Annotated in this window: 16 protein-coding genes; 6 read left to right on the forward strand and 10 right to left on the reverse strand. The window is 72.1% G+C overall.

Annotated features, from left to right (window positions below):
- Nucleotides 1-71 precede the first annotated feature (71 nt).
- Entirely contained in the window at nucleotides 72-1,112 is a 1,041-nt protein-coding gene (locus tag ACYVGT_RS09665; RefSeq protein ID WP_460856165.1) for a 2,3-butanediol dehydrogenase, read from the reverse strand.
- 249 nt (nucleotides 1,113-1,361) lie between these two features.
- Nucleotides 1,362-1,568, reverse strand: coding sequence for a hypothetical protein (locus ACYVGT_RS09670; protein WP_460856168.1), 207 nt, complete (start codon nucleotides 1,566-1,568; stop codon nucleotides 1,362-1,364).
- Nucleotides 1,569-2,251: 683 nt separating this feature from the next.
- Here ACYVGT_RS09670 and ACYVGT_RS09675 point away from each other — a divergent pair.
- Nucleotides 2,252-2,437, forward strand: coding sequence for a hypothetical protein (locus ACYVGT_RS09675; RefSeq protein WP_460856170.1), 186 nt, complete (start codon nucleotides 2,252-2,254; stop codon nucleotides 2,435-2,437).
- Nucleotides 2,438-2,511: 74 nt separating this feature from the next.
- Here ACYVGT_RS09675 and ACYVGT_RS09680 read toward each other — a convergent pair whose 3' ends face one another.
- Entirely contained in the window at nucleotides 2,512-3,126 is a 615-nt protein-coding gene (locus tag ACYVGT_RS09680; protein ID WP_460856173.1) for a methyltransferase family protein, read from the reverse strand.
- 98 nt (nucleotides 3,127-3,224) lie between these two features.
- On the opposite strand from ACYVGT_RS09680, the gene ACYVGT_RS09685 reads away from it, so the two are divergent.
- Together ACYVGT_RS09685 and ACYVGT_RS09690 are read left to right on the forward strand one after the other, a co-directional pair.
- Nucleotides 3,225-3,605 (forward strand): ArsR/SmtB family transcription factor, encoded by a 381-nt coding sequence (locus ACYVGT_RS09685; protein ID WP_460856176.1) that lies wholly within the window; start codon nucleotides 3,225-3,227, stop codon nucleotides 3,603-3,605.
- The gene (locus ACYVGT_RS09690; protein ID WP_460856179.1) at nucleotides 3,598-5,523 is read left to right on the forward strand and encodes a heavy metal translocating P-type ATPase; all 1,926 of its coding nucleotides are present in this window, start codon (nucleotides 3,598-3,600) and stop codon (nucleotides 5,521-5,523) included. The genes ACYVGT_RS09685 and ACYVGT_RS09690 overlap by 8 nt, the downstream gene beginning before the upstream one ends.
- A gap of 608 nt (nucleotides 5,524-6,131) precedes the next feature.
- Here ACYVGT_RS09690 and ACYVGT_RS09695 read toward each other — a convergent pair.
- The gene (locus tag ACYVGT_RS09695) at nucleotides 6,132-6,359 is read right to left on the reverse strand and encodes a hypothetical protein (protein ID WP_460856182.1); all 228 of its coding nucleotides are present in this window, start codon (nucleotides 6,357-6,359) and stop codon (nucleotides 6,132-6,134) included.
- Nucleotides 6,360-6,870: 511 nt separating this feature from the next.
- On the reverse strand, nucleotides 6,871-7,575 hold the full coding sequence (locus ACYVGT_RS09700; RefSeq protein WP_460856185.1) for a hypothetical protein: 705 nt from the start codon (nucleotides 7,573-7,575) through the stop codon (nucleotides 6,871-6,873).
- Between the two features lie 278 nt (nucleotides 7,576-7,853).
- Between ACYVGT_RS09700 and ACYVGT_RS09705 the strand changes: the two genes are divergently transcribed.
- Nucleotides 7,854-9,020 carry an amidase gene (locus ACYVGT_RS09705; protein ID WP_460856187.1) on the forward strand — a complete coding sequence of 389 codons (1,167 nt, stop codon included), beginning with the start codon at nucleotides 7,854-7,856 and terminating at the stop codon, nucleotides 9,018-9,020.
- A 262-nt stretch (nucleotides 9,021-9,282) separates the two neighbouring features.
- On the opposite strand, the gene ACYVGT_RS09710 is transcribed toward ACYVGT_RS09705, so the two are convergent.
- Together ACYVGT_RS09710 and ACYVGT_RS09715 are read right to left on the reverse strand one after the other, a co-directional pair.
- Nucleotides 9,283-9,897, reverse strand: coding sequence for a DUF4352 domain-containing protein (locus ACYVGT_RS09710; protein WP_460856189.1), 615 nt, complete (start codon nucleotides 9,895-9,897; stop codon nucleotides 9,283-9,285).
- A 467-nt stretch (nucleotides 9,898-10,364) separates the two neighbouring features.
- Nucleotides 10,365-10,604, reverse strand: coding sequence for a hypothetical protein (locus tag ACYVGT_RS09715; RefSeq protein ID WP_460856192.1), 240 nt, complete (start codon nucleotides 10,602-10,604; stop codon nucleotides 10,365-10,367).
- A gap of 521 nt (nucleotides 10,605-11,125) precedes the next feature.
- Between ACYVGT_RS09715 and ACYVGT_RS09720 the strand changes: the two genes are divergently transcribed.
- Together ACYVGT_RS09720 and ACYVGT_RS09725 are read left to right on the forward strand one after the other, a co-directional pair.
- Nucleotides 11,126-12,031 (forward strand): MerR family transcriptional regulator, encoded by a 906-nt coding sequence (locus ACYVGT_RS09720; protein ID WP_460856195.1) that lies wholly within the window; start codon nucleotides 11,126-11,128, stop codon nucleotides 12,029-12,031.
- A gap of 220 nt (nucleotides 12,032-12,251) precedes the next feature.
- Entirely contained in the window at nucleotides 12,252-14,543 is a 2,292-nt protein-coding gene (locus ACYVGT_RS09725) for a S9 family peptidase (protein WP_460856197.1), read from the forward strand.
- Nucleotides 14,544-14,727: 184 nt separating this feature from the next.
- On the opposite strand, the gene ACYVGT_RS09730 is transcribed toward ACYVGT_RS09725, so the two are convergent.
- From ACYVGT_RS09730 to ACYVGT_RS09740, 3 genes are all read right to left on the reverse strand, one after another.
- Nucleotides 14,728-15,240 carry an HAD domain-containing protein gene (locus tag ACYVGT_RS09730; protein ID WP_460856199.1) on the reverse strand — a complete coding sequence of 171 codons (513 nt, stop codon included), beginning with the start codon at nucleotides 15,238-15,240 and terminating at the stop codon, nucleotides 14,728-14,730.
- A gap of 124 nt (nucleotides 15,241-15,364) precedes the next feature.
- Complete coding sequence (locus ACYVGT_RS09735; protein WP_460856201.1) at nucleotides 15,365-15,718, reverse strand: ribosomal protein L7/L12; 354 nt, start codon at nucleotides 15,716-15,718, stop codon at nucleotides 15,365-15,367.
- Between the two features lie 225 nt (nucleotides 15,719-15,943).
- Nucleotides 15,944-16,267 carry a CU044_2847 family protein gene (locus tag ACYVGT_RS09740; RefSeq protein ID WP_460856204.1) on the reverse strand — a complete coding sequence of 108 codons (324 nt, stop codon included), beginning with the start codon at nucleotides 16,265-16,267 and terminating at the stop codon, nucleotides 15,944-15,946.
- Nucleotides 16,268-16,333: the final 66 nt, after the last annotated feature.

Below are 16,333 nucleotides of genomic sequence, written 5' to 3' on the forward strand. Positions count from 1 at the left end.
GGCCGCATCCCGGGAGAACAGCAAGGGCGGCCGGTGGTGCCGGCCGCCCTCGCGGAGCTGGGCCCGCAGGGTCAGAGCCCGGAGCTGACCAGGAACTTGGCACCCTGTCCGCCGCGGAGGGCGTCGAAGGCGCCGGTGACGCCGTCGAAGCCGATCTCGTCGACCCAGCCGGTGGGGTCGTAGATGCCGCGGCCCATCGCTTCGATCACGGCGTCGAAGTCGGCGGGGAGGTAGGCGAGGGCGCCGACGACCTCCAGCTCGGTCATGACGAGCATCGTGGGCTGGAATTCCATGGTGCGCTCGTGGACGGCGACGACCACGAGGCGGCCGCCCGGGGTGAGGTTGGCCAGCCCGCTCGTCACCGCGGCGCCTGCGCCGGCGGCGTCGAAGACGGCGTCGACGCCGCCCGGGTTGAGGTCCTCGACGGCGGCCGCGAGGTCGCTGTTGACCGGGTCGATGGTGGCGGCGCCGAGGGCGGCGATCCGCTCGCGCCGGGTCTCCGAGGGCTCGGAGACGAGGACGCGCTGCACGCCGTTGGCCTTGAGGGCGAACCAGAGGCCGATGCCGATCGGACCCGCTCCAGCGATGAGGGCGGAACCGCCGGCCTCGATTCCGCTGCGCTCGACGGCGTGCCAGGCGACGGCCATCGGCTCGACCAGCGCGCCCAGCTTGAGGTCGACGTTGTCGGGGAGCTTATGGACCTTGGCGGCGTCGACGACGGTGAACTCGGCCATGCCGCCGCCGTGCGAGTTGAGGCCGTGGAATCCGACCACGCGGCAGGCGTTGTAGCGGCCCTGCCGGCACGCCGCGCATTCGCCGCAGTAGTAGACGGGCCAGACGGCGACGCGGTCGCCGACGGCGACCCCGGTGACGTCGGCGCCGATCTCGGTGACGGTGCCGGAGAACTCGTGGCCGAGGGTCTGCGGCCAGGTGGCCCCGGTGACGGGGTGCGGGGGCGGCGGGGTGCCGTCCTCCCCGAAGTAGAGGTGCAGATCGGACCCGCAGATCCCGCTGAACGCGTTCTTGATCTTCACCTGGTTCGCGGCCGGCGCGGGCTCGTCGACCTCGTCGACGCGGAGGTCTGCCGGGCCGTGGAACCGTACTGCGCGCATGCGAAAACGCCTCCCCATCCGGGCGCCGGGGGGCGGCCCTTGCCACCTCGACGAAGCGCCACACAGAAGAACATATCCGATTATTCTTGGACATTTGAGACGAATTCGCAGGCCAGCGGCGTTCTGCGCGCCACTCCGCGAGCGCCGAGCGGGCCAGGACTGCGCGGCCGGCGCCGCCGGCGGCCCGGGACACGCGCCATTGCCGGGGCCGGGGTCGAAACCTGCCCCGGCAATGGGCTGCAGCGGAAGTCAGCCGTCGCCTCCGGCCGCATCGAACGCGGTGAAGAAGCGCGTGAGCCAGTCGGAGACGGCGAGCGTCGCGTCCTTGGCGGCCTCAAAGAAGTCGGCCACGGGCGTGAGGTCGGGGGCAGCCGTACCGGCTGCGGCCGGCGACGCCCCCGCGAGCAGAAGCACGGCGATACCGGCCACCAGGACGGTCTTCACTGACGTGCGCATGGTTCCCCCGCTGGTCGCTTGTCCTTCCATCGTGTGCCGCGAGGGGCGCTGCGACCAGCGGACACGCCCGGCGTTCACACCAAAGCGGACATGCGGCGAGGGAGGTGCCGCACAGCCCTCCCCGGAATTCGCTTGGTGCGCAGAGCGATGCCGGGGCAGCGCCGCCAGCGCTGCCGATGAGGCGACGGCGGCAGCCACGGGCCAGACATCGGCGCCTGGGGTCCGCTCTGGAAGCACCCGGTGAGCCCGGCTCCGACGACCGCCGGATAGCGCAGGGCGCGCAAATGCGGCCGAGGACGGCCGGGCCGCCCTTGCGTGGAGACGCCCCGGAAGGGGCGGGCTCGCCGCGCCGGACCATTCGCGCGCCACCGGAACACCGGACTCGGCCGCCGGGCGTATCGATGCCCGGCCCGCGAACGGAAGGGCCACCCCGGCGCTTCGGAGTCCGGCGCGGTGCCTGGCGTCCGTCCCGGCCACCCCGGCGAGCGACCGGCCCGAGGGGGCGCCCCCGAACCGAGCGCGCGAAGAGAAGAACGATGGCGTCGGCGGGCAGCCTCCGCGGCGCTGCTGGTGCGGGCAGCGCCGGCGGTGGCGCAGACACGGCGTCGAGCCGCCACCGGGCACGTCCGTTCAGCCGGAGTACGGCGCCGAGGGGGTGTTGGAGGGCGCCCGCGCGTTGGCGGATGAATCGTGGAACGCTGCCAGACGGCGGCGCGGACTGGAAGCGCGTCCACCGGCGCATGGGGAATGACGGCGCGGTGCCCGGCAAGAAGGCCGCCCCCGACCTTCCGGAAGACGTGCGCATGCGGCTGGCGGTGTCGGTCGCCGACGAATCCATCGGTGCGGCGCAGGGCACCCTCGTCGCCTGAGTCCTGACCCTGTCGAGCCCCGCTCTGCGACCCGGTCGCGGCGGGGCTCGGTCGTGCGCGGAGGTTGGCGGGTCTCAGTCGGACGCCGGGCCGCTGAGGCGGCCGAGTCCGGGCAGGAAGCGTCCGGTTCGCTGAGCGTAGGCACGGTAGTCGTCCGGATGTGTGCGGAGGAGATAGGGCTCCTCCACCACGCGGACCTGGATCTGGACCGACGCGATGCAGATCGCCAAGGCCGCGACCGAGAGAGCCGAGGGCACCGCAGCCACCATGCCCGCGAGGAGCATCCCCAGTCCGGTGAAGATGGGGTTGCGGACGATCCCGAAGATGCCGCCGGTGACCAGGCCGGTCTGCTCGGAGTCGTCCACGCCGATGCGCCAGGAGTCGCCCATCGCCGCCTGGGAGGCCAGGACCAGGGCGAGCCCGGCGGCCATGAGCGCGATGCCTCCCCAACCCACGGCCGGGAGCACGGGCGCCAGCGGAGGGACGCCGGCCAGCGCCGCCGCGGGTGCGGCGGCCGCAAGGAGCGCCGCGACGATGAACATCCGCGCGCCCCACCATTCCGTGGAGAACAGGGGAGCGTCGGGCCATCGGAATCCGGTGTCGCCGGTGCGCCGCCAGGCGACGAGGCTGCGCAGCCCGAAGGCCAGGAGCAGAGCGGCGAGGTAGAGCAGGAGCGCGGTCAGTGCCATGGAAGACCTCCGCCTTCAGGACGGCCTCGGATGTTGGCGACCGGCCGGCGTGGTCGCCCCCCTCTTTAATGATCGTCCAAACCAGATATGATCGCCTTATGGCGATTGATAACACGAGCGGATGCCGGGCGGCAAGCGCCGGCGTCGGCGCTGCCGAAGCCCTCTTCCACAGCCTGTCCGACGGCACCCGGCTGGCCATCGTCCGGCGCCTCGCACAGGGTGAGGCGCGGGTCGCGGACCTGGTGGCGCAGCTCGGTCTCGCCCAGTCGACGATCTCGGCGCACGTGGCCTGCCTGCGCGACTGCGGCCTGGTCGGCGGGCGCCCCGAGGGGCGGCAGGTGTTCTACTTCCTGGCCCGGCCGGAGCTGATGGACCTGCTCTCTTCGGCCGAGGTCCTGCTGGCCGCTACCGGCAACGCGGTCGCGCTGTGCCCCAACTACGGCACCGACAGCAGGGACGAGCCGGTGCCCGATGAGTGACGCCTGTTGCGGCGAGGAGCCCCGCCCGGCTGGCGGGGCCGAGGAGCACGAACCGGAGACGCTGTGGCAGGTGGGTGAGATCCGCTTCGCCGCAGTAGCGGCGCTTCTCCTCGGTGCGGGGTACGGCGCGGAGTGGGCCGGCGCCGCCGGCCTGGTCGGCCTGGGGCTCAAGGCCGGCGCGCTGGCCGTGGCCGGCTGGACCTTCGTGCCGGCCACCCTGCGCGGCCTGGCCCGGGGGCGCATCGGCGTGGGCACGCTGATGACCATCGCCGCTGTCGGCGCCGTGCTGCTCGGCGAGGTGGGCGAGGCGGCGATGCTGGCCGTGCTCTACACCATCGCCGAGGGGCTGGAGGAGTACTCGGTGGCCCGCACGCGCCGAGGCTTGCGCGCCCTGCTGGACCTGGTCCCCGACCATGCGCGGGTGCTGCGCGGCGGTGCGGAGCAGAGCGTCGCCCCCAGGGACCTGGTGGCCGGCGACACGCTGGTGGTCCGGCCCGGCGAGCGGCTTGCCACCGACGGTGTCGTCCACTCCGGCCGGTCAAGCCTGGACAGCGCGGCCATCACCGGGGAGTCGGTCCCCGTGGAGGCGGGGCCGGGGGACGAGGTGTTCGCCGGGTCCGTCAACGGCGCCGGGGTCCTCGAGGTCACCGCCACCTCCGCTGCCGCCGACAACTCCCTCGCCCGCATCGTGGCGATCGTCGAGTCCGAGCAGTCGCGCAAGGGCGCGGGACAGCGCCTTGCTGACCGGATCGCCCGCCCGCTCGTTCCGGGGGTGATGGCGGCGGCGCTGCTCATCGCCGTTCTCGGGTCGGTGCTCGGCGACCCGCTCGTCTGGATCGAGCGCGCACTGGTGGTGCTGGTGGCGGCTTCGCCGTGTGCTCTGGCCATCTCCGTACCGGTCACCGTGGTGGCCGCGATCGGAGCCGCCTCCCGGCACGGCGCTCTGGTCAAGGGCGGGGCCGCCGTGGAGGCCCTGGGCCGGGTGCGCACCGTGGCCCTGGACAAGACGGGCACGCTGACCCGCAACTCCCCCGCCGTAGTCGGGACCGTCGCGGCGTCCGGCCAGACTCGCGAACGGGTTCTGGCCGTGGCGGCGGCTCTGGAGGAGCGCAGCGAGCACCCTCTCGCACCGGCGATCCTGGCGGCTGCTCCGGCGCCGCAGCGGGCGGCGGACGCGGCGTCGGTCCCGGGCGCCGGGCTCGTCGGAACCCTGCACGGGCGGGCCGTGCGCCTGGGCCGGCCGGGCTGGATCGATCCGGGTCCTCTGGCCGCAGACGTGCAGCGCATGCAGCGGGCCGGCGCCACCGCGGTTCTGGTGGAGGACGGCGGGGCGCCGATCGGGGCGATCGCCGTCCGCGACGAGCTGCGCCCCGAAGCGGGCCAGGTGGTAGCCGCACTGCGCGGCGCGGGCTACCGGGTGGCGATGCTGACCGGGGACAACCGGGCCACCGCCGCGGCGCTCGCAGTCGAAGCGGGCATCGAGCCCGGCAGTGTGCACGCGGAGCTGCGTCCCGAGGACAAGTCCCGCATCGTCGGCGACCTCCGCGCACACGGCCCGGTCGCGATGGTGGGCGACGGCGTGAACGACGCGCCCGCCCTGGCGACCGCCGACGTGGGCGTGGCAATGGGGGCCATGGGCACCGATGTCGCCATCGAGACCGCCGACGCGGCGCTGATGGGCGAGGACCTGCGCCACCTCCCCCGGCTCCTGGCGCACGCCCGCCGGTCGCGCGTCATCATGTGGCAGAGCGTGGGGCTTTCGCTGGCCATCATCACCGCCCTGATGCCGCTGGCCCTGTTCGGCGTCCTGGGGCTCGCCGCAGTCGTCCTGGTGCACGAGGCGGCCGAGGTGCTGGTCATCGGCAACGGATTCCGCGCCGCCCGCGCGCCGGCGCCGATCCCTCGCTCATCGCAATAGCGGCCACAATGCGGCCATTCTCTGTATCATCTGAATAACGCCGCACATTATCGCAGTTCGGCGCTGCGACTCCCGCGCAGGCGGGAATGGACCGATCTACACCGTGGCCGCCTGGAAGGGCGGCGTGCGACTCCCGCGCAGGCGGGAATGGGCCGCTCCGTAGGGGCACCCCGTATGCGGTGCCGTCTCTGGTGGACGCGGCGACGGGCCCAACCTGGTCGGCCACGAGGGAGTTCGCCGGGTTGCCTGCCACGTCCACGCCGAGTCCGCGGGCGACGTGGCCTGGGCACACGCCGCCGGGCGGACTCCCTGCGGCAGAGGCGGCCGCGAATGCGGGCAGCGCGACGATGAACCGGTGCACCGCTAGCCCACGCGCCTGGGCAGCCCTTGCGGCGAGATCACGGGCGCTCTGTTCTGGTTCAGCGGCTCTGCCGCCCCCTCGAGCCGCCCGGCGGAATCACGGTTGGGACTTTTGACATCGCCGAGGGGGTGGGCGCGGCGCACGATAGGCGGCGTTTCCTCCCTCGACTCGGAACAGGCTCCTGCGGCCCGCTGAGCTCTTGTGTGCGCCCTCGCTCAACGCGACGCGGGCAGCGCCACGTCCGGGCTTATCCGAAGTACAGCGGGCCGGAGACATTTCCGGCCTGGATCACTTGGCCGGTGACCGTGCCGCTGACGATGGTGTTGCGAACTTGGCCCTGAGGCCGTTCGCCGCGGGACTCGTCCTCGCCTCCGACCTGGGTGACGTCTCCTTCGACGCTTCCATCGTCGGGCGCTGCCATGGTGTTCTCGACGCTGCTCTCGTCGCCGCCGTTGTCTGCCGCGTGTCTACCCATGGTGCGCAGGGTATGCGGTCGGCGCCTGCCCAGATCACCCGGGACTGGATCAGTGAAAACGCGCACCCAACCGGGTGCGGGCGCTTTTCACGGCCGCTCCGATCGCCGCGAGCATACACAGCAGTCGGAAGATTCCCTGTGAAAAAGCGGGCACGTATTCTGCGGTCCCGCTATACCGCCGCGACGCCTACGCCGCCGGGCTCACTCAGCGGGCCGCCTCCGGATCGCGGTTGCTGATGTTCGGCTACGGCCCCGCGCTGGGACCTGATCGATGTCACGCAGGGCACCAACCCGGTGCCGACCTTCTGGTTCCCGCTGCGCCGCACCGCCTAGCCATCCCCGCCCGCGGTCCTCAGGGTTGCGGGGCCCGCGCCGCTCGGGCACGTCGAGCCCGGGCGTCCGCCGGCCATCCCCGCCGCCCGGCGGACGCGGATACACCGGCCCCGCGGCCAAGGGACCCGGCCTCCGGACGAGTCCGAGGCCCCTCACCAGCGCCGCCTGTGTTCCCTGGTCAGTCCGGTTTCTCGCTCGCCCGGAGCTCGTCGCGGCTGGCCTCCGGCCCGCCCATCTGATCCCAGCCGCTCTGGTCGAGGCGCTTGAGTTCGCGGGCGGCGTGGCCCAGCTTCTCGGTACGCGTTTCCTGGGCCACGCGCGCAGCCTCCGCGGCCGCCCGTTCGGCCTCTGCAGCGCGGGCTTCCATCTGCGCCACGACCTCTTCCGCTTCCGTCCGGTCGTCGCCTTCGCGCAGCGAGCAGGCGACCTGCCACTCGGCCTGCTCCATCACGACTCCGGCAGCGATGCGGTCCCGGCCGGCGTCAGGGCGCAGCGTGTACACGGTGTCGGAGGCGTGCTGCGCTCGCCGGAGGAGGGCCGCGGCCTGCTGGTCCAGAGAGGCGGGATCCACCACATCGCGCGGGTGCTGTTCGGCGAACGCGCGGCGCTTGCTGGCGGGGTGGCGGCGGATACGGAGACGCTGGGCCACATGGCGGCTCCCCGCGCCCGCAGCGAGGGTGGCGACGAAGGCGCCCACGATCGCGTCGAAGCCGAAGCCGATCAGGTTGACCGCCGATCCGGCCAGGCCCGCGCCGACCAGGAGGGCGGCGGGCACGGCACGGCCCATGGCCGGCGGCTCGGGATCTTCCGAGCCGCGCAGCATCTCCCGACGTTCGGTCGGCAGGTCGGGGGAAGGTGTGAGCCGGGGGCGACTGTCGGCCATGAGCGTTGTCCAGTTCTAGCGGATCGCGGACGGGCGGGCCCCGCGGGTTCGGCGTCCGCAGGGGCACAGAGGATCTCCCATCACTTCGATTGCCGGACGGCACACTCGGTTCCGCCCCGTGTGCGGGAAGTCGCGAAAGTTGCCGGGTCGTGCCGACGCACGGTGGGTTTGGAATTGAGGCACCGGACTCCGGCGCGTGTTTCCACCCCCGGGCAGGTGGCCGTGCTCGCCTCTGCTATCTGTTGCTTTTCACGGCCAAGGGGGCTATCCGCACTTCCATGTTGCAGACCGCCTGCGAAATCGCTGCCGATGTCCGAGCGGGCGAGCTGACCGCCACCGAGGCAGCAGCCGCAGCGCTCAGGCGGGCCACCGAGGATGACGGTCTCCGGGCGTTCACCGAGGTGTGGCCTGATCAGGCGCTGGCGCAGGCCGCGGCGGTGGAACGCCGGGTCCGGTCGGGCGAATGGCTGCCGCTCGCGGGTGTGCCGCTCGCGGTCAAAGCGACCGAGGGGCTGAACAGCCGGCAGACTCGGAAGCTCGTCCGGGCCGGCTGCGTTCCGATCGGGGCGACGTCCACTCCCGGTCGAGGCACGCGGTGGCAGACCTGGGGCGAGACCGGCCGCGGCCCCACCCTCAACCCGCACGATCCCCGCTGGTCGCCGGGCGGATCGTCGGCGGGATCGGCGGCAGCTGTGGCCGCCGGGACCGTGCCGCTGGCGACCGGGAGCGACGGCGCCGGATCGGTGCGGATCCCCGCGGCCTGGTGCTCGGTGATCGGCCTGAAGCCGACCAACGGCCTGGTGCCCGCCCGGGACCGGGCCGGGCTGAACATCGGCGGCCCGCTCGCCCGCTGCGCGGTGGACGCCGCCCTCTACCTCGACGCGCTGACCGGGGCCGCAACGTCCTGGCCTCCGCTTTCCGCCGAGCGGCCTTTGCGCGTTGCCTGGTCGGCCACGTTGGGATTTGCCGACACCGACGAACAGGTCGCTGGCGCGGCGCGGATCGGTCTGGACGCCCTGGCCCGCGCTGGAGCCGTGACCGTGCACGACGTCCCGGTGCGCCTGCCTGACCCGGCCGCCTGCTGGACGGCGCTCAGGAGCCGCAGCGGCACGATTCCGGATGGCGTTCGGCGGGACATCGCGAGTTTGGCCGAAGCCCTTACGCGCGTGTTCGCCGAGGTCGACCTCATCGCGACCCCGACCACCCCGAACCCGCCGCACGGCCACGACGGGCCCGGCGACATCATGAGCACTGCACTGACCTGGGCCTTCAACATCAGCGGCCACCCGGCGATCAGCCTCCCCGCCGGCTTCACCCCGGCCGGCGAGCCAGTGGGGCTGCAACTGGTCGCCCGCAAGCACCAGGAGCCTGACCTGCTGGCTGCCGCCTCCGCCGCCGAAGCGGGCAGCTGCACGGAAACGCGCACTGTGCGACGCCACCGGTAGCAGCGCGAGCGCCGGCGCAATCCAGGTGTACGGCCGCACCGACCACCCCCTCCGCGGAGGCGCGTCCACGGCTGACAACCACGGCCTGTCCTGACCAGGCCGCCCGGCATGCACCCTGCACCGGCTCATCCTCTGGTCCGCGAGAACGACACCGTGCAGAGCGCCCGTTTCACCGAAGACGCCGGTCCATTCCCGCCTGCGCGGGAGCGATGGACCCGGCCGTGAGCAGTGCGCTGGCGCACGGCCCGTTCCGGTGGAGTGGCTATTCGGGAAGATCCACCCGGACGCCGTCGTCAACCAGGGTCTTTCCGTTGACCATCATGTGGGTGATCGCGGCGTCTTCCGGAACGTCGTAGACGATTTCGGCCTCGGCGCTCTGGCCGGGGTTCACCTGGTCGAGGAAGCTGGTGTCCGTGCTCGCGCTGAGGTCGTACTCGTACTGCTTGCCGTCGTCGTCCATCAGCAGCTGGTTGGAGCCTTCGAGGTACTGCGCCTCAGAGGAGACGTTGGCCGCGGTCATGGACACCACGACATAGGTTCCGCGCGGTTCGCTGGAGAGCCCGAACTCGTCGGTGACCGACGGGAGTCCGCGCTCAACCCCGTTGACGGTGAACGCGAAGTTCCCGTGCTCGAACTCCTCACCCACCGCGTAAGTCGCCGCCTCATCACCGCCTCCCTCCGCACCGCCCCCGCCGTCGGCGGCCTGCTCCGCGTCCGCTCCGGTACCGGTGTCCGTCTGCGGCGCCCCGGCGATCAGAGCAGTGCAGCCGACCATTCCGACGATGCCGGCGAGGGTGAGGCAGCCGCATCCGCCCAGGATCCACGGCAGCGGCCCTGCCTTCTTCTTTGGAGGCTGGGGTTGGGCATTGGGGTACACGGGGCTACCTCCTCGTTGCCGCGGCGCGGCATGGGGGTGAAGTGTCCGGGTGATTCCGGCGTGATTGTGACGCCGCAGAGTGACAAAAGGAGCACCTTTTCGCCGGGTTTTTTCACTCCGGGTAATCAAGATCGTTTGGAGGATTCCGACCTGACACCCCTCGCCCCATCGCGCGCCCCCGAAACCGAAGCCGCCAGGGACACTTCACCCCTTGCAGAGCTCCGGGCACCGCTTTGGCCACGGATCTGCCGGTGGCCCCGAGCCCTCCTTCTCGGCCGGGCACCTCCGTCGCCCGGCCGGAGTGGGCCGGCCACCTGAAAACCAGAAGCCCGCAGAGCCGGTTGCTCCCAGATCTGCGCGCCGCTACGGCGGATATCAGGTAGCCCAGACAATGGAAAGCCCCCGCCGCGATGCACGATCGCGGCAGAGGCTTCCCCGATAAACCGGTTGGGCTCGATCCAGCGCGGCTAGCGCGCGAAGAGCGTCCAGGAGCCGCCGCCGGTTTCACACTTCCACTCGGTGTAGTCCACGTACGGCTCCGCCAGGTATTCCTTGGCTTCAGCGACGCAATCGTCCATCGTGCCCTTGGCCCCGCCGACCGTCTCCCAGCCGTCGTCCGCGGACGCGGCGCCCGCGGTCAGCGGAAAGACGACCGCGGCGGCACCCGCCACGAAACCGGCGGCAGCGAGAGAACGCCACGACTTCATAGAAACCTCACTTTGCTGCTAGAGAGAACGAGTCCAATGGGCATCTGCTGGCAAAAAGTTCGGTGCGCAGCTTTCGAATGAACCCAGGTCGGACATCACGCCCCACGGGGACGACAGTGCGCCGATCACCCCTTATTGCGTCCGCTTTCGGCACGCTATCGGCCACCCGCATCAATTCGAGGTAAAGAGATCGCTCCTTCCCCATCGCGCCGGTTCCTCCCACTCCGGATTCGCGGACGCCGACCATGCTGTGCCCGCTCCCTTCGGTTCGCTGCGCCGCTGTCCGGCGTCACCACGAATCTAGAGATCCGGCCTGATGGGCACATCGACCGCGCGAGCCAACCCGCCACCGACGGAAGTCGCCGCCCGCAAAGCTCCTGGGGACCGACGAAAGGCGGATCCACCGCACGTGAACTGCGGCGGCGAGGTGCATGCAGGGCGAAGCGCTTCGAGTTGCACCTTCCGTAGCGTCATGTGGTCCGCTGGACTCACATCCAGCCCCGCTGAGGAAGGCCCCGATCGTGCATCCGTCCCTCATTCCGCCGCGCCAGGTCAAGATCGGTGACGCGGCATCGTTCGCCGGCACGACGCCGCGGGCGATCCGCCACTACCACGAGATCGGCCTGCTCCCCGAGCCCGAGCGGGGTGCTGACGACCGCCGCCGCTACGGCTATGAAGACATGATCCGGCTGCTGTGGATCCGCAAGATGGCCGACGCCGGCATCGCCCTGGACGACATCCGCGACGCCTTTGCCGACGCGGATCCTGCTGGTACCGACAGCGACCACGATGTCGCGGCTGTCCTGGAGCGGCTGGAGGGAACCCTCGCCGCCCAGGAAGCGGAGCTGCAGCGCCAGCGGGCTGCCGTGCAGCGCATGCGAACCCGGGGCGGCAGGATGGGGCTGCTCTCCGATTTCGTCACCGAACGCCTCAAGGACCTGCCCGAGGGCTCCCTGCGCCAGGCAGACCTGGACAATCTGCTGGTCGTCGAGCGGCTTCTCGGCCCGCTCGGCGCGGCCGTCCACGCCGGCCGCTACATCGCCCTGGCCACCCACCCGGAGCTACGGGAGGAATCCGACCGCGTCGACGCCGCCGAGGAGGCACTCGACGACACGGTCGCTGTCGACGACCCCCGCGTGGCGCAGGTGGCAGCTGAACGGCACGCCTTCGAACAGGCCCTGAACGCCGCCAGCGAGGCTTCCGGCCTGGATGAGAGCGACGACGCGCTCTTCGACGCCTGGGACGAATTGCACCCCGCTGACAATGGCGAAGGCGAGGACGGGGCCGACCAGGGCTCGGGCAGCGGGCAGGGGTACATGAGCATGTCCGAAGCCATGCAAAAGCTGCCCTACGACCTGTCCCCGGCCCGCCTGCGCTGCATGGAGCTGCAGTTCGAAATGGACGCCCACGAGGCGTCCGGTACCTGAGCCAGGAGGCCCGGCCCAGGCTTCCGGCGCGTCTTTCGGGGAGCTCGCCGGTGGAAGCGGTCCGCACGGCTTCGCGCCCGCGCTGACCGGGCCGGCCGCCTCGGGGCCCCGGCGCCGGAGTTCGCCACGGCGGAGTGCTGAGCCGGCTCCGCGCCGGTTGACTCCGACGCGGCGTCACGGTGTGCGGTGGTCGGACCGGCCCCTGACGAAAGGCTCCGACGTGTTCGACTCCGCCCGGCAGATCCAGCTCACCGATGCCGACTACGCCCGCGCAGAGCAGATGCTGGCGCCCTACCGGGCCCGGCTGATTCCGCAGGCCGCGGTCGAGCCGCAATGGCTCGGCGGCGGAGAGCGGTTCTGGTACGGGTCCGGCGCACGCTACGTGATGGTCGATCCGGCGGCGGGCACGCGCCGGGACGCGTTCGACCACGAGCGCCTCGCCGGCGCGCTGACCCGGGCGTCCGGGCACGCGGTGGTGGCGGACGATCTGCCGCTCGGCTCGATCGAGTTCGAAGACGGTGACGGGCATGGGGACGGGGATGCGGACATGGTCCGCTTCACCGCGTTCGACGCGCGGTGGGAGTGGTCGGATCGGGCCGGAACCTGCACGCGGATCGACGAGGGCCCCGCCGTCGCCCCGGGGGAGATCGTGTCGCCGGACCGAGCGTGGGTGGCGTTCCGGCGCGACGGCAACGTGTGGGTGCGCAGCCGGGACGGGAAGCGGGAGTTCGCGCTCACCGACGACGCCGAGCCGCAGTGGGACTACGGCGGCTTGCTCGAGGCGGCGGCGAAGGTGAAGCTGCCCCTGCTGGGGCTGGAGTCGCTGCTCGTCGCGGCGTGGTCGCCGGATTCCACGCGTCTGATCACTCATCGGATCGACCAGCGCGCGCTGCCGGAGCAGGTCCTGGTGGAGGCCGCGCCGCAGGACGGCGGGCGGCCGGTGGAGCACCGCGTGCGCTACCCGATGCCCGGCGACGCGGCGCAGGCGACCGTGGAGTGGCACGTCTTCGACGTCCGCACCGGACACAGGGTGACCGCCGAGGGCGGGCCGGAGGTCCTGGTGGCCCCCTATGCCCTGGATCGGCGGTGGTGGTCCGGGAAGGGGGACGCCGTCCACATGCTGCACCAGTCCCGAGACGGACGCACGCTCGAACTGCGCCGTCTCGACCCCGACTCCGGTGCGGTGACGGCGCTGATCACCGAGAGCGACCGGACCCGGGTGGACGCGGCGCCCTACCTGCACGTCCCGCCCATGGTGCGCTTCCTGGACTCGGGGGAGATCCTGTGGTGGTCCCAGCGCGACGGCTGGGGCCACCTCTACCTCTACTCAGCCGAGGGAGAGGAGATCGGCCAGGTCACCCAGGGGCAGTGGCTGGTGCGCCGGGTCCTGCGGGTCGACGAGGAGCGGCGCAGGGTGTGGTTCCTGGCCTGCGGCCTGGATGCGGACCCCTATGTCCGCCAGATCTGCCGGGCGGACCTGGACGGCGGCGGGTTCGAGCGGCTGACCGAGGACGGCCTCGACCACGACGCGGTCGGCCCGCCGGCCGGCGGCTACCTCCTCGACCGCGCTTCCGGGGTCGCGAGCCCTCCCCGCGCCCGGGTGCTCGGCGACGACGGCCAGGTACTGGTCGAACTCGAGGCTCCGGACACGGCTGCGCTGGAAGCCGCTGGCTGGAGCCCGCCTGAGCGGTTCCGGACGACCGCTGCCGATGGGCACACGCCGATCTACGGGCTGCTCTGGCGCCCGCACGGCTTCGACCCGGAACGGCGCTACCCGGTGATCGACCACTCCTACCCCGGGCCCAACATCCACCGCGCCTCGCCCGGCTTCGGCGACCTGTTCACCGGCGAGCCGGAGGCGCTGGCGGCGCTCGGCTTCGCGGTGGTCGCGCTCGACGGCCGGGGCACTCCGGTGCGCAGCAAAGCCTTCCTCGACTACTCCTACGGGGATCTGGGCATGGCCGCGGCGCTGGACGACCATGTCGCCGCAATCCGCGAGCTCGGGCGGCGCCACACCTGGCTCGACACCGACCGGGTCGGCGTCACCGGCCACTCGGGCGGCGGGTTCTTCACGGCCCGGGCGCTGCTGACCCGCCCCGAGTTCTTCTCGGTGGGGGTCGCGCAGGCCGGCGCGCACGACTTCTCGATCTATCTGCCGTTCTGGGTCGAGCAGTACCACGGCGACATCACCGAAGAGAACCGCCGGTCCCTGGTCAACACGGCGCTGGCCGCCAATCTGCGCGGCAAGCTCCTGCTGATCGACGCCGAGCTCGACGACAACGTGCTTCCCTACCAGGGCCTGCGCCTCGTCGACGCGCTGATCGACGCCGACGCCGACTTCGACATGCTCCTCGTCCCCGGCGTCGAGCACAGCTTCCACGGCCGCGACCACTACGTCACCCGGCGCACCTGGAACTACCTCGTGCGCCACCTGCACGGCACCGAGCCTCCCGGCTACCGCCTCGCACCGTTCCCCGAAATGCCGGCCTGGGCCGTCCAGCCGCCGGGATGAGGCGGGGCGGCGACGGCTGCGTCGGCGCAGGCAGGTGGACCCGCACCGCGTCGGCGTCCCTGAACTGGGGAAACGCAGGAGTCAGGTATCGGACCGGTGCGAGCTCGGCTGCGCTGGCCCCCACGGAGCGCGGCGATGCGAGCCGGTCGCGAGCGCACGTGGCCGGTCCGGCGCCGCCCGCCGATCACTGCGGCGTATCCCGGATGGCACGCAGCCATTGTTCGAGGACGGCGAAGTCCGCACTGCTGAGACCGCGGGACGGCTCGACGCGGTGGAGGAGGGCCGGGGCGGGGTGGCGGGCGGCGGCCCAGTCCCGGTCGGCGTCGGTGATCTCGTCATCGACCCAGGCGAAGGGGCGCCCCTCCGCCCACGCCATCAGGCTGCGCGTCTTCCAGTGGAGCCCGAGCCAGCGGTCCTCGCGTTCCCGCGCGTCGGAATCCTCCGGCCACTGCACGACCGGCAGGGGCGGCAGGCCGAGGCGCGGCGCTAGGTCGGCGTTCGCCGCCTCTTCCCAGGTGGTGGCCCACACCAGCACGCAGGGCAGCGCCGCCAGGCGGGGTCCGGTATCCGGGTTGATCCGCGCCAGGCGCGTATCTGCACCGGGGCTGGCCGGCATGCGCGGCGCGCCGTCGCCGAACGGCAGGAGGGGGCCGTCGACGTCCAGGAACAGCAGCGGGCGGTCTCCCTGCTCGCTCATGGGCATCCTGCTCCTGCTCGACCGGGATGCCGTGAAGCGGGCGCCGGTTGCGGCGGCTGCCGAAGCCGCGGAGCAATCATCCCGCTCAGCACGGCCGCACCGGGATCTCTCGGCTCGCGCCGGGTCAGCGGTCGAGGGCGTCGAGGAAGCGGGAGGCCTCGGTCTCGGTCATTCCGGTGGTGCGGGACACCAGGATGACGGCTTCGGCGAGGCGGTCCTGGGCGAGGAGCTCGCGGGCCTGGTCGGCGAGGCTGATTCCGTGCCCGGGCGCGGGAACCCACTGGCCGGACTCGATGGCATCCACGGTGTCCTTGGCCTCGGCCAGGCCCATGCCGGTGTGCTCGCGCACGAGCTTGACGGCCTGGATCTTGCGGTTGGAGCGGACGAGGGCGAGGGCCTCGTCGGCGCCGGCCTGGTCGAGCGGCCTCTTCGGAGTTTCGGGTCCGGTGCCGAAGAAGTCTTTGAAGAAGCCGGCCATGCGCTGCAAACCTCCCAGAAGTAACGGGGCGGGCGCCCTGGGGAGGGAGTGTAGCGAGGCACCACGCCCCGTCCCGCACTGCGGACCGGACCTGCGGGGCGGCCGTGCCCCGGCCTCGGATAGAGCGGCTGCACCGCGCGCCAGGCCCATGTTCGGCGGACAGACGCCGGGAAAGCGCCCGAGCCGCGAGCGCGCCGCAGACCGGTGGAGCGGCGCGCCGAGCGCTCACTCCTCCTTGCCCCAGGTGAGTTTCACCGAGATCTGGGCCTCGCTGGCGGTACGGGCGACGATGACCCCGGCATCCACGGAGAACTTCATGCCGAACTCTGCGGTCACCGAGTCCGGGCGGACGGCCATCCCCGCCAGCTTCCCGGTGATCACCTCGGCCATCGGCCGGATTCGGTCCATCGCCTTGTCCAGGGACTCCGACAGGCGGCCCACCTGCGTATCGTCGTCGGCCGCCGCCGGGACGAGGCCTCCCTCGGGGGCCTCCACCTCGACCCGGACGGGTGAGCCGCCTTCGATCGGCACGTCCATGTAGAGGACCATGCGTTCTCCTTGATCGTGTCTCGTCGCCGAAAGCAGTACGGCCTCGCCCTGCCGCCCCGGCCTCGC

The organism is Nocardiopsis coralliicola (assembly GCF_054779695.1).

Excerpts from the sequence above, each read along its gene's own strand:
- ACYVGT_RS09665 (WP_460856165.1), bottom strand. The coding sequence starts at position 1,112 with ATGCGCGCAGTACGGTTCCACGGCCCGGCAGACCTCCGCGTCGACGAG.
- ACYVGT_RS09670 (WP_460856168.1), bottom strand. The coding sequence starts at position 1,568 with ATGCGCACGTCAGTGAAGACCGTCCTGGTGGCCGGTATCGCCGTGCTT.
- ACYVGT_RS09675 (WP_460856170.1), top strand. The coding sequence starts at position 2,252 with ATGAATCGTGGAACGCTGCCAGACGGCGGCGCGGACTGGAAGCGCGTC.
- ACYVGT_RS09680 (WP_460856173.1), bottom strand. The coding sequence starts at position 3,126 with ATGGCACTGACCGCGCTCCTGCTCTACCTCGCCGCTCTGCTCCTGGCC.
- ACYVGT_RS09685 (WP_460856176.1), top strand. The coding sequence starts at position 3,225 with ATGGCGATTGATAACACGAGCGGATGCCGGGCGGCAAGCGCCGGCGTC.
- ACYVGT_RS09690 (WP_460856179.1), top strand. The coding sequence starts at position 3,598 with ATGAGTGACGCCTGTTGCGGCGAGGAGCCCCGCCCGGCTGGCGGGGCC.
- ACYVGT_RS09695 (WP_460856182.1), bottom strand. The coding sequence starts at position 6,359 with ATGGGTAGACACGCGGCAGACAACGGCGGCGACGAGAGCAGCGTCGAG.
- ACYVGT_RS09700 (WP_460856185.1), bottom strand. The coding sequence starts at position 7,575 with ATGGCCGACAGTCGCCCCCGGCTCACACCTTCCCCCGACCTGCCGACC.
- ACYVGT_RS09705 (WP_460856187.1), top strand. The coding sequence starts at position 7,854 with ATGTTGCAGACCGCCTGCGAAATCGCTGCCGATGTCCGAGCGGGCGAG.
- ACYVGT_RS09715 (WP_460856192.1), bottom strand. The coding sequence starts at position 10,604 with ATGAAGTCGTGGCGTTCTCTCGCTGCCGCCGGTTTCGTGGCGGGTGCC.
- ACYVGT_RS09730 (WP_460856199.1), bottom strand. The coding sequence starts at position 15,240 with ATGAGCGAGCAGGGAGACCGCCCGCTGCTGTTCCTGGACGTCGACGGC.
- ACYVGT_RS09735 (WP_460856201.1), bottom strand. The coding sequence starts at position 15,718 with ATGGCCGGCTTCTTCAAAGACTTCTTCGGCACCGGACCCGAAACTCCG.
- ACYVGT_RS09740 (WP_460856204.1), bottom strand. The coding sequence starts at position 16,267 with ATGGTCCTCTACATGGACGTGCCGATCGAAGGCGGCTCACCCGTCCGG.